The sequence below is a fragment of the Pseudomonas sp. 24 E 13 genome (assembly GCF_900004715.1).
In the GTDB taxonomy this organism is placed as follows: Bacteria; Pseudomonadota; Gammaproteobacteria; order Pseudomonadales; family Pseudomonadaceae; genus Aquipseudomonas; species Aquipseudomonas orientalis_A.
The window spans coordinates 43999-58260 of the sequence record NZ_CVTO01000094.1 but is presented as its reverse complement, the minus strand read 5'-3'; the positions used below and the strand labels follow the sequence as shown (position 1 = coordinate 58260).

The window sequence follows — 14262 nt, the reverse complement described above, 5'->3', positions numbered from 1 at the left end:
CCCCTGAAACAGGCCGTATCAGGGCTTGGGCACCGCTTCGGCGGGGTCCAGGATTTTCGGGATGTCTTTATAACACCCGTCCGTCGACTGCCGAAAAATCGATGTCCCGGGATAACCGTTGCCTTGTGTTTCTCTCTCGCACTGCCCGGAGCATCTGCGCCATGAGTTCTGCCTCTCTTATAAAGACTCCGCCCGAAAAGGTGCGGGTCAACGGTTGGGTGTTCTACACCTCCACCGCGCTGATTCTGTTGTTGACTGCCATTCTGATCATCGCCCCGCAGGAGGCCGGGCGCATGCTCGGCGTCGCCCAGGCCTGGCTGTCGAAAAGCTTCGGCTGGTACTACATGGTGGTCATCGCCGCCTACCTGGTGTTCGTGGTCGGCCTGGCGTTTTCGTCCTATGGCAAGTTGAAACTGGGCAGCAAGGACGACACCCCGGACTTCAGCTACGGCGCCTGGGCCGGCATGCTGTTCTCGTCGGGCATCGGCATTTCGCTGCTGTACTTCGGCGCCTCCGAGCCGCTGGATCACTACTTCAACCCGCCCGAAGGCGCATCTGCCAGCAATGGCGCGGCACGCCAGGCCCTGCAACTGACCTTCCTGCACTGGGGCCTGCATGGCTGGGCGATCTATGCGCTGGTCGGTCTGGCCGTGGCGTACTTCGCGTATCGCCATAACCAGCCGCTGGCCTTGCGTTCGGCGCTGTACCCGCTGGTGGGCGAGCGCTGGGTAAAAGGCGCGGCCGGCCACGCGGTGGACGGTTTCGGCATGTTCGTGACCTTGCTCGGCCTGGTGACCAACCTGGGGATTGGCGCGATGCAGGTGTCGTCGGGGCTTGAAAACCTGTTCGGCATGGCGCACAGCAATACCAACCTGCTGATCGTGATCATCGTGATGAGTACCGTGGCGACCATCGCGGCGGTGTCGGGTGTGGAGAACGGCATTCGCCGCCTGTCCAACCTCAACATCATGCTGTTCAGCGGCTTGTTGATTTTCGTGCTGCTGTTCGGCCCCACGCTGCACTTGCTCAACGGCCTGGTGCAGAACACCGGTGACTACCTCAACGGTATCGTGCTGAAAACCTTCGACCTGTATGTGTATGAAGGAGACGGCGCCAAGACCGAACGCTGGATGGGCCTGTGGACCCTGTTCTACTGGGCTTGGTGGATTTCCTGGGCACCTTTCGTGGGCATGTTCATTGCGCGTATTTCCCGTGGGCGGACCGTGCGTGAACTGGTGGCCGGCGTGCTGCTGATCCCGCTGGGCTTCACCCTGGCGTGGTTGTCGATCTTCGGCAACTCGGCGCTGGACCTGGTGCTGAACCATGGCGCCGTGGAGTTGGGCAAGACCGCGCTGGAACAACCGTCCATGGCGATCTACCAGTTGCTTGAGCATTACCCGGCGTCGAAAGTCGTCATCGGTGTGTCGATCTTCGTCGGCTTTGTGCTGTTCCTGACGCCGGCGGATTCCGGCGCGGTGATGATGGCCAACCTGTCGTGCAAGGGCGGCAACGTGGATGAAGATGCGCCGCACTGGCTGCGCATCTTCTGGTCGGCGGTGATTACCCTGGTGACCATCGGCCTGCTGTTCGCCGGCAACTTCGAAGCCATGCAGACCATGGTGGTGCTGGCGGGGCTGCCGTTCTCGGTGGTGCTGATTCTGTTCATGTTCGGTTTGCACAAGGCCATGCACCAGGACGTGGCCATCGAACAGGAGCAGGCGCAGTTGGCTGAACGCGGGCGTCGCGGCTTCAGCGAGCGCTTGACCGCACTGGACCTGCAACCGAGCCAGGGCACCGTGCAACGCTTTATGGACAAGCACGTCACGCCGGCGCTTGAAGAAGCGGCGACGGCGTTGCGTGAACAGGGTTTGCACGTGCAGACGCTGCTGGGCAAATCCATGCGCTGCATCGGTGTGCGGATCGAGATGGAAGAGGGCAACCCGTTTGTCTATGAAGTCAGCCTGGATGCCTACTCGTCGGCGCCGGCTGACTTGCCTGAAGAAGAGCGCACGCGGTATTACCGTGCCGAGGTGTACCTGCACAACGGGCCTCAGGAATACGACCTGATGGGCTTCACCCAGGAGCAGATCACCCGGGATGTGCTCGATCAGTTTGAAAGCCATCGGCAACTCCTTGGCCGGGTCTATAGCTGATAGTTGGGCTTGCCATGATCGTTCCCACGCTCCGCGTGGGAATGCATCCCGTGACGCTCCGCGTCACCAGCGCAGCGGACCGTTGACGGGACGCGGAGCGTCCCAGGCGGCATTCCCACGCGGAGCGTGGGAACGATCAGCTCCTTCAGCCCAGGTTCTTGCCCAGCAGGGCATGGTAGAGCTCGCTGTCACCCAGGATGCCCACCACCTTGTTGTTGTCATGCAGCACCAGCTTGTTGCCTGTCTGATACCGAATCTGCAGCGCATCGCGCATGCCGATGTTGGAGTCCACCAGCGTCGGCACCCGGCCCAGACCTTCCACCGCTTGCCCCGGCGCCCAGTTCTGCAGGTTCATCACCACGCCGTTCTGCCGCGCGCCCTGGATGGTGTTGCCTTCGGCCAGGTCCAGCCAGGAGTCGCCGCCCGGGTCCAGGCATACCGAACCGTTGACCCGCGTGCAGTTGTCCAGCGTCCGCATCAGGCTGCGGCCGCACAGCACGTTCAGCGGGTTGGTATGGGCGACGAAGGTGCGCACATAGTCGTCCGCCGGGTTCAGCACGATCTCTTCCGGCACGCTGTACTGGATGATCTTGCCGTCTTTCATGATTGCGATGCGGCTGCCCAGCTTGAGGGCCTCGTCGAGGTCGTGGCTGACGAACACGATGGTCTTGTTCAGCTTGCGCTGCAGTTCCAGCAGTTCATCCTGCAGGCCTTGGCGAATCAGCGGGTCGAGGGCGGAGAAGGGTTCGTCCATCAGCAGGATATCGGCGTCCATCGCCAGCGCACGGGCCAGGCCGACGCGCTGTTGCATGCCGCCGGACAGCTCGTCCGGCTTCTTGTTGCGCCATTGGGTCAGGCCCACCAGTTCGAGTTTTTCATCGACCAGCGTGCGCCGTTCCTTTTCCGGACGGCCCTGCATTTCCAGGCCGAAGCTGATGTTCTCGCGCACCGTCAGCCAGGGCATCAGGGCGAATTTCTGGAACACCATGGCGATGCGTTTGGTGCGCATCATCTTCAGCTCGGCCGGCGTGCAGGAGGCGATATCGATCTGGCGCCCCTCGTGCTCGACAAACAGTTGACCACGGCTGACCGTGTTGAGGCCGTTGATGCAGCGCAGCAGACTGGATTTGCCGGAGCCCGACAGGCCCATCAGCACACAGATCTCGCCTTTTTCGATATCCAGGCTGGCGTTTTCCACGCCGACAATCTGCCCGGTTTTTTTCAGGATTTCGTTACGGCTCATGCCCTGGTCCAGCAGCTTGAGCGCTTCGCGTGGGTCTTTGGAAAAGATCACGTCGACTTTGTCGAATCGGATAATGCTCATGCATCACCCCCTACTTTGGCGTCGGGTTGTTTGCAGATACGGTCGAGCATGATGGCCAGCAATACGATTGCCAGGCCCGCTTCAAAGCCCAGGGCGATATCGGCGGTGTTCAGTGCGTTGACCACCGGCTTGCCGAGGCCGTCGGCGCCGACCAGCGCCGCGATCACCACCATCGACAACGACAGCATGATGCATTGGGTAATGCCGGCGGCGATGCTCGGCATGGCGTGGGGCAGTTCAATGCGCGAGAGCAACTGGCGGCGCGAGCAGCCGAAGGCCTTGCCGGCGTCCATCAGTTCTTGCGGAACGTCGCGGATACCCAGGTAGGTCAGGCGGATGGGCGCGGCAATCGCGAACACCACGGTGGAAATCAGCCCAGGCACCACACCCAGCCCGAAGAGGGTCAGGGTAGGGATGAGGTAGACGAAGGTCGGCACGGTCTGCATCAGATCGAGTACCGGCCGCATCATGGTGTAGAACATCGGCTTGTGCGCGGCAACAATGCCCAGCGGCACGCCGATGACCACGCAGACCAGGGTGGCGAACAGCACCTGGGCGAGGGTTTCCATGGTTTCCTGCCAGTACCCCAGGTTGAGGATCAGCAGGAAGGAGGCAATGACAAACACCGTCAGGCCCCATTTGCGTTGAATAAAATGAGCCAGCAGCGCAATCAGACCGATCAATGCCAGCGGATTGAACCAGGTCAGCGCAAACGTCACGCCGTGGATCATCGTTTCCAGTGTCGATGCGATTGCGTCGAAGTAGTTGGCACCGTGTTGGGTCAACCAGTCGACGAAGGCAGCGATGTACTGGCCTAGTGGGATTTTCTGTTCAGTCAGCATGGTAGTGAATGTCCACATGCGAAGGGGAATACATCCCGGGGCAGCGCACCGCCCCGGGGTCAGCGGGGGTTACTTGGCGAGGTAAGCCTTGACGGCGTCGAGTCCTGGTTTGCCATCGACGGTGGTGACACCGGCCAGCCAGGTGTCGAGCACTTGCGGGTTCTTCTGCAGCCAGGCCTTGGCGGCGGCGTCGGCCTTCATCTTGTCGTCCAGGACGTTACCCATCAGGGTGCTTTCCATGTCCAGCGTGAACACCAGGTTTTTCAGCAACTGGCCAACGTTGCTGCATTCCTGGGTGTAGCCCTTGCGGGTGTTGGTGTAGATGGTGGCCTGGCCGTAGTTGGGGCCGAACGAATCGTCACCCCCGGTCAGGTACTTCATCTTGAAGCGGGTGTTCATCGGGTGCGGTTCCCAGCCCAGGAACACGATGGCCTGGTTGCGCTTTGAGGCGCGTTCAACCTGGGAGAGCATCCCGGCTTCACTGGATTCGACCACCTTGAAACCGGCGGTCTTGAGGCCGAAGGCGTCTTTGTCGATCAACGTCTGGATGGTGCGGTTGCCGTCGTTGCCCGGCTCGATGCCGTAGATCTTGCCGCCCAGCTCATCCTTGAATTTGGCGATGTCGGCGAAGTCTTTCAGGCCCTTGTCATACAGCGCCTCGGGCACCGCCAGGGTGTATTTGGCGTTCTCCAGGTTGGCACGTACGGTTTCCACCGTGCCGGCTTCGCGGTACTGCTTGATGTCGTTTTCCATGGTCGGCATCCAGTTGCCGAGGAAGATGTCCATGTTCTTGCCGTCGGCCAGGGACTTGTAGGTCACTGGGACCGAAATCATCGTGGTGCGCGGCTTGTAGCCCAGGCCCTTGAGGATTTCGCTGGTGGTCGCGGTGGTGACGGTGATGTCGGTCCAGCCGACATCGGAGAAGTTGACGGTCTTGCACTGTTCCGGTTCTGCGGCGTGCGCCATGACCGGCAGACTCAGCATGGCGGCCAACAACAACGAGGGTGAACCTTTCATCGGGGTAGACTCCTGTGTTTTTTCTGGCGGCATTCGCCGCGCTTTATAGTGCTGCTATTGGAGTGTGCGTTGGACAGCTCTGGCACGGTGCCTTGCAAACGAGTCGTGACTGATCATGTACCAGTGAAAATCTGACGCCTACAGGGGGCGTCGTATCCAGTACAGGGAGGGTCGCATCCAGTACCGATGACGTCGCTTACAGATTTTTCCAAAGGTAAAACCGCTGTTTTTACCCTTCTGCACCGCAAAAAACGCCCAAAACAGGCCATTACACGCGAGCGACGCTGGTGAGCATGGATGCGTCGGTGTGAGACGCCGTGAGCGGCCACAAAAGCTTGATGATGCGGCCATCTGGGCGATCTGAGCGTAGCACCTCGTTCAAGCCTGGCCGTGCTTATCGAGGAGTTCTACCGCAATGGCTATCAGTGTTTTCGACCTGTTCAAGATCGGCATCGGGCCTTCGAGTTCTCACACCGTCGGCCCCATGCGCGCCGCCGCGCTGTTCGTTCAAGGCTTGCGCGAGCGTGATCTGTTGGGCCAGGTTCGGCGCGTCGAGGTGCAACTCTACGGCTCGTTGTCGGCCACCGGTATCGGCCATGGCAGTGACACCGCCACCATCATGGGCCTGATGGGCGAATGGCCGGACGCAATCGACCCGTCGCAGATCGGCGTGCGCATTCACACGCTGCGCGAAACCGACACCTTGTTGCTCGACGGCCGTCTGCCGGTGCCGTTCGTATGGTCACGGGACATGCGCCTGCTCGACGAAAACCTGCCGTTCCATCCCAACGCCATGACCCTGGTGGTGTGGGGGGATGACGGCGAGTTGCACCGCGACACCTACTACTCGGTGGGCGGCGGCTTTGTGGTGGATGAAGCTCAGGCGCAAAGTGGCGTGGCCGATATGGACGGCACCGTACTGCCTTACGATTTCTCCAGCGCGGCCGAGTTGCTGCAGCTGTGCAAGACCCACAACCTGCGGGTCGCCGAACTGATGCTGGCCAACGAGAAAACCTGGCGCTCCGAAGAAGAAATCCGCAGCGGCCTGATGAAACTCTGGCGTGCCATGCAGGATTGCGTGGAGCAGGGCCTCAAGCACGAAGGGATCCTGCCCGGCGGTCTCAACGTGCGCCGTCGCGCTGCCAAGCTGCACCGCAGCCTGCAGGAACTGGGCAAGCCGAATGTGATCGGTTCGACCTTGAGCGCCATGGAGTGGGTCAACCTGTTCGCCCTGGCGGTCAACGAAGAAAACGCCGCCGGTGGGCGCATGGTCACCGCACCCACCAATGGCGCGGCGGGGATTATTCCGGCCGTGCTGCACTATTTCATGAAGTTCAGTGAAGAAGTGACCGAGGCCAACGTGGTCGACTATCTGCTCGGCGCGGCGGCAGTGGGTATTCTGTGCAAGAAGAACGCCTCGATCTCCGGTGCCGAAGTCGGTTGCCAGGGCGAAGTGGGTTCCGCCTGCGCCATGGCCGCAGCGGGCCTGGCCGAAATTCTCGGCGCCACGCCGGAGCAACTGTGCAACGCTGCGGAAATCGGCCTGGAACATAACCTGGGCCTGACCTGCGACCCGGTGGGCGGGCTGGTGCAAGTGCCGTGTATCGAGCGTAATGCGATTGCGGCGGTCAAGGCGATCAATGCGGCGCAGATGGCCTTGCGCGGCGACGGCCAGCACTTTATTTCCCTGGACCGGGTGATCCGCACCATGCGCGATACCGGGGCGGATATGCACGACAAGTACAAAGAAACGTCGCGCGGTGGGTTGGCGGTCAGCGCTGTTGAGTGCTGAGACCGCGTCGCCTGCATCGGGAGCAAGCCCCCTCCCACACTTGACCGCATTCCTACAGGATGTACTCGGTCAAATGTGGGAGGGGGCTTGCTCCCGATAGCGGTGGTCCAGGCGACACTGCTCACAAAGTGAACACCCCCAACCAAAACCGCCACCTTTTAGCGCGTCGCAAATAGATAAGTAGCCTGCGAACGATTTACCCCTCCGTTACCCGTCCCCCGTGCTTTGGGTGACAGACTTTTCCTACGCCCGCAAAGCGCCTTCCCACAAGTGCTACCGTTCTGCTCACGGCCCTTGAACGCCCATCCTGTGCGTTATATCCCACGTTTAATGCGCGGGCTTATATAGACGCGTCAACAGGTCGTTTTCAGGATTTGTTGAATGGCCATTCAAATTTAGGCATGGCATTTGCTCTATCAATTCAAAGCCTCTGTCCTTGCAAGGGATGAGCGCAATAACAAGAGCCTCGCCTGAGGCCATCACCTGCTTTGTGTGAGGAGATACTGTGATGACGTCGTCCAACTCCGGGGGCCAACCCCAGAACCGTGCGCCTCAATCCATCGGCTTTTTGCTGCTGGACAATTTCACGCTGATTTCCCTGGCGTCGGCCGTGGAACCGCTGCGCATGGCCAACCAGCTGTCCGGCCGCGAGCTGTATCGCTGGACAACCCTGAGTGTCGACGGCAACCAGGTGTGGGCCAGCGATGGCCTGCAGATCACGCCCGATGCCGCGATGCACAAGGCCCCGGTGCTGGACACGGTGATTGTCTGCGGCGGCGTCGGCATTCAGCGCACCGTCACCCGCGAACACGTGTCGTGGCTGCAAAGCCAGGCGCGTCAGTCCCGGCGTCTTGGGGCGGTGTGCACCGGCAGTTGGGCCCTGGCCTGCGCAGGTCTGCTCGATGGTTTTGATTGCAGCGTGCACTGGGAATGCCTGGCGTCGATGCAGGAAGCGTTCCCCCGCGTAGCCATGAGCACCCGCCTGTTCACCCTAGACCGCAACCGCTTCACCAGCTCCGGCGGCACTGCGCCGTTGGACATGATGCTGCACCTGATCAGCCGCGACCACGGCCGTGAACTGTCGGCAGCCATCTCCGAGATGTTTGTGTACGAACGCATCCGTAACGAACAGGATCACCAGCGCGTGCCGCTCAAGCACATGCTCGGCACCAACCAGCCCAAGCTGCAGGAAATCGTTGCGCTGATGGAAGCCAACCTGGAAGAGCCCATCGACCTGGACGAACTGGCGGTGTACGTCGCCGTGTCGCGTCGCCAACTGGAGCGGCTGTTCCAGAAATACCTGCACTGTTCGCCGTCGCGCTACTACCTCAAGTTGCGCTTGATCCGTGCGCGGCAGTTGCTCAAGCAGACGCCGATGTCGATCATCGAAGTGGCGTCGGTGTGCGGGTTTGTGTCCACGCCGCACTTCTCCAAGTGCTACCGCGAATACTTCGGCATTCCGCCGCGGGATGAGCGCGTAGGTTCCAACACCACCCAGCAAGTGGCGATGATGCCAATTCCGCAGGCACTGGTGTTGTCACCGCTGTCGGGGCCGATGTCGGCGTTGAGCCAGGCGCGCAATGAGTCGACGTTCGCCAGCGTAAGGCTCTGACACTGGCCGCTTTAAATTGTAGGAGCGAGCTTGCTCGCGAAAAACTCAAGATCGCTGCGGGGTGTCTGATTACCCGCGTTATCGTTGACGATTTTCGCGAGCAAGCTCGCTCCTACAGGGAGAGTGTCTCTCAGGCGCCAGAGTTCTGCTTGAACTGCATCAAAGCCGGCAACAACTGCTTATCGATCGCCTGCCGCACCGCCGGCAGAATCGTCGCCTTGCCGGTGTACATCTGTTCCACCATGCCCTTGAGCGCCCTGGCCCGCGCTTCGCTCAAACCGCGTACCGCACACTCGCATGCCTGCTCGGCCGTGGCACCGCTGGACACTTCAAAACCCAGCGAGCGCAGTTGGCTCAGCAGGTCATCCTGGTCAATCAAATCCGCGTGCATCATGACGTTTATCCTGGTGTAGGGAACGGTGATTGAGCTGGATTCTGGTAGGCCCCCGGCCGGTGGGCAAGCGCAGAATCGAGCAATGCCTCGGATGGCTATGAACAGGTCGTTTTCGGGTTACTCAGGCCTGCAGGTAATAGGCACACTGGCGCCAGGCACGCAGCTTGATGGTTTGGTCACCCTCGGGATGCACGGCTCACACAAGGCACCTCTGCCCCGATCCAGTCACGGCTGGTTCGGGGCTTTTTTTGCCGGCAAACCGATGACCCGGCCGAGCAGGGCGGGCCGTGGCAGCTCGGCCTGTGCAGCGCTGATTGCGGTGAGCTTGTGCAGCGTGGCCTCAGTGAACGGCGTTGCGTGCGGGCCGGCCAGGTCGACATGCAGCAGCATCTGTTCGTTGCCGGCCAGCTCCTTTTCATCACCCAGCAGATGCAGGCTGTGATAGAGGTGCAGGCGCTTGGCATCAAAGGCGATCAGTTGGGTGCGCACTTCGACCTCGGCCCCCAGCTTCACTTCGTGCAGGTAGTTCAAATGCAGTTCCAGGGTGAACAGCGAGTGGCCGCTGGCTTCACGGTTATCGCTGTCCAGGCCCAGGGTGTCCATCAACGCGTCGGTGGCGTAGCTGAAGATCAGCAGATAGAACGCATCGCGCAGGTGGCCGTTGTAGTCCACCCAGGCGGGCTGGATTCTAGTTGTGTAGGTTTTTAATGCGGACATGGGGCTGTACTCGGTAAAAAATGTGGGAGGGGGCTTGCCCCCGATGGCGGTTCGTCAGCGGCAGATGGGCTGGCTGACCCACCGCTATCGGGGGCAAGCTCCCTCCCACATTCTGTTATTCGGCGAAGGTCATGCCGTGTTTGGCTTTAGTAACCTTGACGGCCTCCAGCACCGCCAGCAAGCAATCATCACGATAGCGCTCCAGCGCCGAAATGCTGTGGCTGCCCAGTTGGTCGCTGGTACCGGCGACCACATCGTCAATCAACGTGTCGGTCAATTCGGGCGCGGGCAGATACGTCCACGGCAACTGCAACGCCGGGCCGAACTGCGCCATGAAGTGGCGCATGCCCGCGTCGCCGCCCGCCAGCGTGTAGGTGAGGAAGGTGCCCATGAACGACCAGCGCAGGCCGGCGCCAAAACGAATCGCGTCGTCGATTTCGCCGGTGGTCGCCACGCCATCGTTGACCAGATGCAGCGCCTCGCGCCACAGCGCTTCCAGGAGCCGGTCGGCAATAAACCCAGGCACTTCCTTGCGCACGTGCAGGGGCCGCATGCCGAGGGATTCATACACCTTGATGGCGGCTTGGATCGCCTCCGGCGCGGTGCGTTTGCCGCCCACCACCTCCACCAGGGGCAACAGGTACACCGGGTTGAAGGGGTGGCCGACCACGCAGCGTTCGGGGTGGGTCGAGTCCTCATAGAATTCGCTCGGCAGCAGCCCTGACGTGCTCGAGCCGATCAACGCATCCGGCTTGGCCGCTGCGCTGATCTGGCGGTGCAATTGCAACTTCAGCTCCAGGCGTTCCGGGGCGCTTTCCTGGATGAAGTCGGCGTCTTTGACGCACGCTTCGATGGTACTGACAAAGCGCAGGCGATCCTGGGAAGCGCCCGGGGCCAAGCCTTGTTTCTCCAGCGCGCCCCAGGCATTGGCGACACGCTTGCGCAGCGCCGCCTCGGCACCGGGCGCCGGGTCCCAGGCCACGACATCCAGGCCGTGGGCGAGGGCGCGGGATACCCAGCCGCTGCCGATAACACCGCTGCCGAGGGCGGCGAAGGTTTTGATTTCTGTGATAAAGCGCATGGGTGCATTCCTAAAGAGTTTGGTGATCCCCTGTGGGAGGGGGCTTGCCCCCGATGGCGGTGCGTCAGTCGATGCATTCGTTACTGATCCACCGCAATCGGGGGCAAGCCCCCTCCCACATTTTTTATCCGCGCTTGGTCAGGCCCATCTTCACGCGGCCTTCCGCCGGGGTCATGACCCGCGCCCCCAGGCGGCTGAGGATTTCACTGGCGCGCTCGACCAGTTGGCCATTGGTGGCGAGCACGCCCTTGTCCAGCCACAGGTTGTCTTCCAGGCCGACCCTCACGTTGCCGCCCAGCAGCACTGCTTGCGCTGCCATCGGCATTTGCATGCGGCCAATGCCGAAACCGGCCCACACCGCGTCGGCGGGCAGGTTGTCGACCATGGCTTTCATGGTGGTGGTGTCGGCCGGGGCGCCCCACGGGATGCCCAGGCACAGTTGAAACAGTGGGTTGTCGAGCAGGCCTTCCTTGATCATCTGCTTGGCGAACCACAGGTGGCCGGTGTCGAAGATTTCCAGCTCGGCCTTCACGCCCAGCTCTTGAATACGCTTGGCGCCCGCCCGCAGTTGCGCCGGGGTGGACACGTAAATGGTGTCGCCATCGCCGAAGTTCAGGGTGCCGCAGTCCAGTGTGCAGATTTCCGGCAGCAGTTCTTCCACATGCGCCAGGCGGGTCAGCGGGCCGACCAGGTCGGTGTTGGGACCGAACGCCATAGGGTGCTCGCCGCCGCCGATCTCCAGGTCGCCGCCCATGCCGGCAGTGAGGTTGACGATGATGTCGATGTCGGCCTCGCGGATGCGCTCCATCACTTCGCGGTACAGCGCCACGTCGCGGCTGAACTTGCCGGTGTGCGGGTCACGCACATGGCAGTGCACCACGGTCGCGCCGGCCTTGGCCGCTTCCACGGCGGCGGCCGCGATCTGTTTGGGGGTGACCGGTACGTGCGGGCTTCTGGCGCTGGTGTCGCCAGCACCGGTGAGTGCGCAGGTGATGATGACGTCGTGGTTCATGGGACGGTTCCTTACAGGCGTGGTGGTGCCGTTCGCGGCCTCAAATGGCCGCGAAACGGTGATTCGGAGAAGGTTATTGGCTGGTCAGTTTCAGGTTGGCAGCGGCGGGTTTGCCGTCGAAGGTGGTCACGCCTTGCAGCCAGCGCGCCTGGTCTTGCGGGTGATCCTTGAGCCACTGCCGGGCCGACTCAATGGGGTCCTTGTGATCCAGCAGGGGCTGCATCATCCGGCTCTCATCGGCGGCGGTGAAGGTCAGGTTGGTCAGCAGCTTGTGCACGTTGGGGCATTGCTCGGCGTAGGCCGGCGCGGTGACCGTCCACACGGTGGCCATGCCTTCGTTCGGGCCCAGGGCGTCGTCGCTGCCGGTGAGGTAGGTCATGGCGACGTTGACGTTCATCGGGTGCGGCGCCCAGCCGAAGAACACCACGGCTTCCTTGCGGCGTACCGCACGGTCGACGGCAGAGAGCATGGCCGCTTCACTGGATTCAACCAGTTGGAACTTGCCCAGGCCGAACTGGTTCTTGGCGATCATCGCCTTGATCTGGGTATTGGCGCCTGAGCCCGGCTCGATGCCATAGATCTTGCCGCCCAGCTCTTTCTCGAACTTGGCGATATCGGCAAAGGTCTTCAGGCCCTTGTCCGCCAGGTAAGTGGGGACTGCGAGAGTGGCGCGGGCGTCTTCCAGGCTCGGTTTGTCGAGCACCTTGACTTGCCCGGCGTCGACGAACGGCGTGATGGTCTGGGTCATCAGCGGGTTCCAGTAGCCCAGGAACAGGTCCAGGCGCTGGTCGCGGATGCCGGCAAAGATGATTTGCTGGGAGGCGCTGGTCTGTTTGGTTTTATAGCCGAGGCCGTCGAGCAACACCTGGGCCATGGCACTGGTGGCGATCACGTCGGTCCAGTTCACCACGCCCAGGCGTACGTTCTGGCATGAAGCGGCATCCGCTGCCATGACGTGGGTGCTCAAAATAGCGCTGACGCTGAGTGCAAGCACGCTGCGGCTGATCAGTCGGTTCATGGTGGAGCCCTCGGCAGGTCGTTATTGTGGGGTCCGGCGTCTTTGTGCGCCGTGCAGCCAAGTTACGTACCTTCGCCAGCGCCGAAACGCACAGCGGCGACCGGCTCTTGCACTGCAGCGACCTGCGCGCTTGAATCCGCCCTTGAACGGGAGTATCACAGTGCCACGCTGGTCGTCCCACGAGAGCGCCATCATGTCCCAGGATTTTTATTTTTTGCTGATGCCGGGGTTCTCGGCCATCGGCTTTATCTCCGCCCTTGAGCCGCTGCGCGTGGCCAATCGCTTTCGTGGCGAGTTGTACCGCTGGCACATATTGAGCGCCGACGGCGGTGCGGTGCTGGCGAGCAACGGCATGTCGGTCAACGCCGATGCCGCGCTGGAGCCGCTGAAAAAAGGCGCGACCTTATTGGTGGTGGCCGGCTTTGAACCCTTGCAGTTCGCTACGCCTGCCCTGGCGCACTGGTTGCGTCGCCTCGACCACGACGGTGCAACCCTCGGCGCCATCGACACAGGTGCCTGCGTACTGGCCGAGGCGGGCCTGCTCGACGGCCACCGGCTGACCCTGCACTGGGAAGCTATCGACGCCTTCAAGGAGGCCTATCCGCACCTCAGCGTGACCCAGGAGCTGTTCGAGATCGACCGCCGCCGCATCACCTGCGCCGGCGGCACCGCGTCCATCGACCTGATGCTCGACCTGATCGCCCAGGCCCACGGCCCGGACCTGGCAATCCAGGTCTCCGAGCAATTCGTGCTCGGCCGCATCCGCCCGCGCAAAGACCACCAGCGCATGCAAATCGCCACCCGCTACGGCATCCATAACAAGAAATTGGTGCAGGTGATCGGCGAAATGGAGCAGCACACCGAACCGCCCCTGAGCACCCTGGCCCTGGCCGAGGCGATCAAGGTCACCCGGCGCCAACTGGAGCGGCTGTTTCGCCTGCACCTGAACGACACGCCCAGCAACTTCTACCTGGGCCTGCGCCTGGAAAAAGCCCGGAAACTGCTGCGCCAGAGCGGCATGAGTGTGCTGGAGGTGAGCATTGCGTGCGGGTTTGAGTCGCCGTCGTATTTCACAAGGAGCTATCGGGCAAGGTTTGCGAAATGCCCGAGGGAGGATCGGCGACGGGAGGTGGTTTGATCGTTTTTTAGTCAATTAGGTATAAAAGCGGCCGGCACCGCGGATCAATGTGGGAGGGGGCTTGTCCCCGATGAGCATAGGTATCTACACAGTTTTGGTGCGACACCGCACCTGTGGCGAGGGAGCTAACGCGTATCTACCTGACGCTCCGAGGTCCAAATG

At 61.8% G+C, this 14262-nt stretch carries 12 protein-coding genes; 4 read left to right on the top strand and 8 right to left on the bottom strand.

Features of this window, described 5'->3' with window-relative positions; genetic code table 11:
- Nucleotides 1-218 precede the first annotated feature (218 nt).
- Nucleotides 219-2153, top strand: a complete 1935-nt coding sequence (locus tag BFP90_RS06640; RefSeq protein ID WP_256097458.1) for a BCCT family transporter — start codon at nt 219-221, stop codon at nt 2151-2153.
- 145 nt (nt 2154-2298) lie between these two features.
- On the opposite strand, the gene choV is transcribed toward BFP90_RS06640, so the two are convergent.
- The 3 genes from choV to BFP90_RS06625 all read right to left on the bottom strand — a co-directional run bounded on the left by choV (nt 2299) and on the right by BFP90_RS06625 (nt 5336).
- Nucleotides 2299-3477 (bottom strand): choline ABC transporter ATP-binding protein, encoded by a 1179-nt coding sequence (gene choV, locus BFP90_RS06635; protein WP_065885424.1) that lies wholly within the window; start codon nt 3475-3477, stop codon nt 2299-2301.
- The gene (gene choW, locus BFP90_RS06630) at nt 3474-4319 is read right to left on the bottom strand and encodes a choline ABC transporter permease subunit (RefSeq protein ID WP_003194913.1); all 846 of its coding nucleotides are present in this window, start codon (nt 4317-4319) and stop codon (nt 3474-3476) included. Before choW ends, choV begins: the two co-directional genes overlap by 4 nt.
- Nucleotides 4320-4388: 69 nt before the next feature.
- Entirely contained in the window at nt 4389-5336 is a 948-nt protein-coding gene (locus BFP90_RS06625; RefSeq protein WP_065885425.1) for a choline ABC transporter substrate-binding protein, read from the bottom strand.
- Nucleotides 5337-5751: 415 nt separating this feature from the next.
- Between BFP90_RS06625 and BFP90_RS06620 the strand changes: the two genes are divergently transcribed.
- Both BFP90_RS06620 and BFP90_RS06615 read left to right on the top strand, forming a co-directional pair.
- The gene (locus BFP90_RS06620) at nt 5752-7128 is read left to right on the top strand and encodes an L-serine ammonia-lyase (protein WP_065892446.1); all 1377 of its coding nucleotides are present in this window, start codon (nt 5752-5754) and stop codon (nt 7126-7128) included.
- Nucleotides 7129-7636: 508 nt separating this feature from the next.
- A complete protein-coding gene (locus tag BFP90_RS06615; RefSeq protein WP_065885427.1) occupies nt 7637-8740 on the top strand; it encodes a choline metabolism transcriptional regulator GbdR in 1104 nt (367 codons plus the stop codon).
- A 130-nt stretch (nt 8741-8870) separates the two neighbouring features.
- Here the strand turns inward: BFP90_RS06615 and BFP90_RS06610 are convergent, their stop codons facing one another.
- The 5 genes from BFP90_RS06610 to BFP90_RS06590 form a co-directional block, all read right to left on the bottom strand.
- The gene (locus BFP90_RS06610) at nt 8871-9134 is read right to left on the bottom strand and encodes a hypothetical protein (protein ID WP_065885428.1); all 264 of its coding nucleotides are present in this window, start codon (nt 9132-9134) and stop codon (nt 8871-8873) included.
- A gap of 225 nt (nt 9135-9359) precedes the next feature.
- On the bottom strand, nt 9360-9851 hold the full coding sequence (locus BFP90_RS06605) for a thioesterase family protein (protein WP_065896295.1): 492 nt from the start codon (nt 9849-9851) through the stop codon (nt 9360-9362).
- 115 nt (nt 9852-9966) lie between these two features.
- Complete coding sequence (locus BFP90_RS06600; protein WP_065896294.1) at nt 9967-10932, bottom strand: L-carnitine dehydrogenase; 966 nt, start codon at nt 10930-10932, stop codon at nt 9967-9969.
- 124 nt (nt 10933-11056) lie between these two features.
- On the bottom strand, nt 11057-11944 hold the full coding sequence (locus BFP90_RS06595) for a 3-keto-5-aminohexanoate cleavage protein (protein WP_065896293.1): 888 nt from the start codon (nt 11942-11944) through the stop codon (nt 11057-11059).
- Between the two features lie 73 nt (nt 11945-12017).
- A complete protein-coding gene (locus BFP90_RS06590; RefSeq protein ID WP_065896292.1) occupies nt 12018-12962 on the bottom strand; it encodes a choline ABC transporter substrate-binding protein in 945 nt (314 codons plus the stop codon).
- 193 nt (nt 12963-13155) lie between these two features.
- Between BFP90_RS06590 and BFP90_RS06585 the strand changes: the two genes are divergently transcribed.
- Nucleotides 13156-14100 (top strand): GlxA family transcriptional regulator, encoded by a 945-nt coding sequence (locus tag BFP90_RS06585; protein ID WP_065892452.1) that lies wholly within the window; start codon nt 13156-13158, stop codon nt 14098-14100.
- The last annotated feature ends 162 nt before the right edge of the window (nt 14101-14262 follow it).

Bases quoted from the DNA above. Each gene is read 5' to 3' on its own strand.
- choV (WP_065885424.1), bottom strand. From the start codon at position 3,477: ATGAGCATTATCCGATTCGACAAAGTCGACGTGATCTTTTCCAAAGAC.
- choW (WP_003194913.1), bottom strand. From the start codon at position 4,319: ATGCTGACTGAACAGAAAATCCCACTAGGCCAGTACATCGCTGCCTTC.
- BFP90_RS06625 (WP_065885425.1), bottom strand. From the start codon at position 5,336: ATGAAAGGTTCACCCTCGTTGTTGTTGGCCGCCATGCTGAGTCTGCCG.
- BFP90_RS06620 (WP_065892446.1), top strand. From the start codon at position 5,752: ATGGCTATCAGTGTTTTCGACCTGTTCAAGATCGGCATCGGGCCTTCG.
- BFP90_RS06615 (WP_065885427.1), top strand. From the start codon at position 7,637: ATGACGTCGTCCAACTCCGGGGGCCAACCCCAGAACCGTGCGCCTCAA.
- BFP90_RS06610 (WP_065885428.1), bottom strand. From the start codon at position 9,134: ATGATGCACGCGGATTTGATTGACCAGGATGACCTGCTGAGCCAACTG.
- BFP90_RS06605 (WP_065896295.1), bottom strand. From the start codon at position 9,851: ATGTCCGCATTAAAAACCTACACAACTAGAATCCAGCCCGCCTGGGTG.
- BFP90_RS06600 (WP_065896294.1), bottom strand. From the start codon at position 10,932: ATGCGCTTTATCACAGAAATCAAAACCTTCGCCGCCCTCGGCAGCGGT.
- BFP90_RS06595 (WP_065896293.1), bottom strand. From the start codon at position 11,944: ATGAACCACGACGTCATCATCACCTGCGCACTCACCGGTGCTGGCGAC.
- BFP90_RS06590 (WP_065896292.1), bottom strand. From the start codon at position 12,962: ATGAACCGACTGATCAGCCGCAGCGTGCTTGCACTCAGCGTCAGCGCT.
- BFP90_RS06585 (WP_065892452.1), top strand. From the start codon at position 13,156: ATGTCCCAGGATTTTTATTTTTTGCTGATGCCGGGGTTCTCGGCCATC.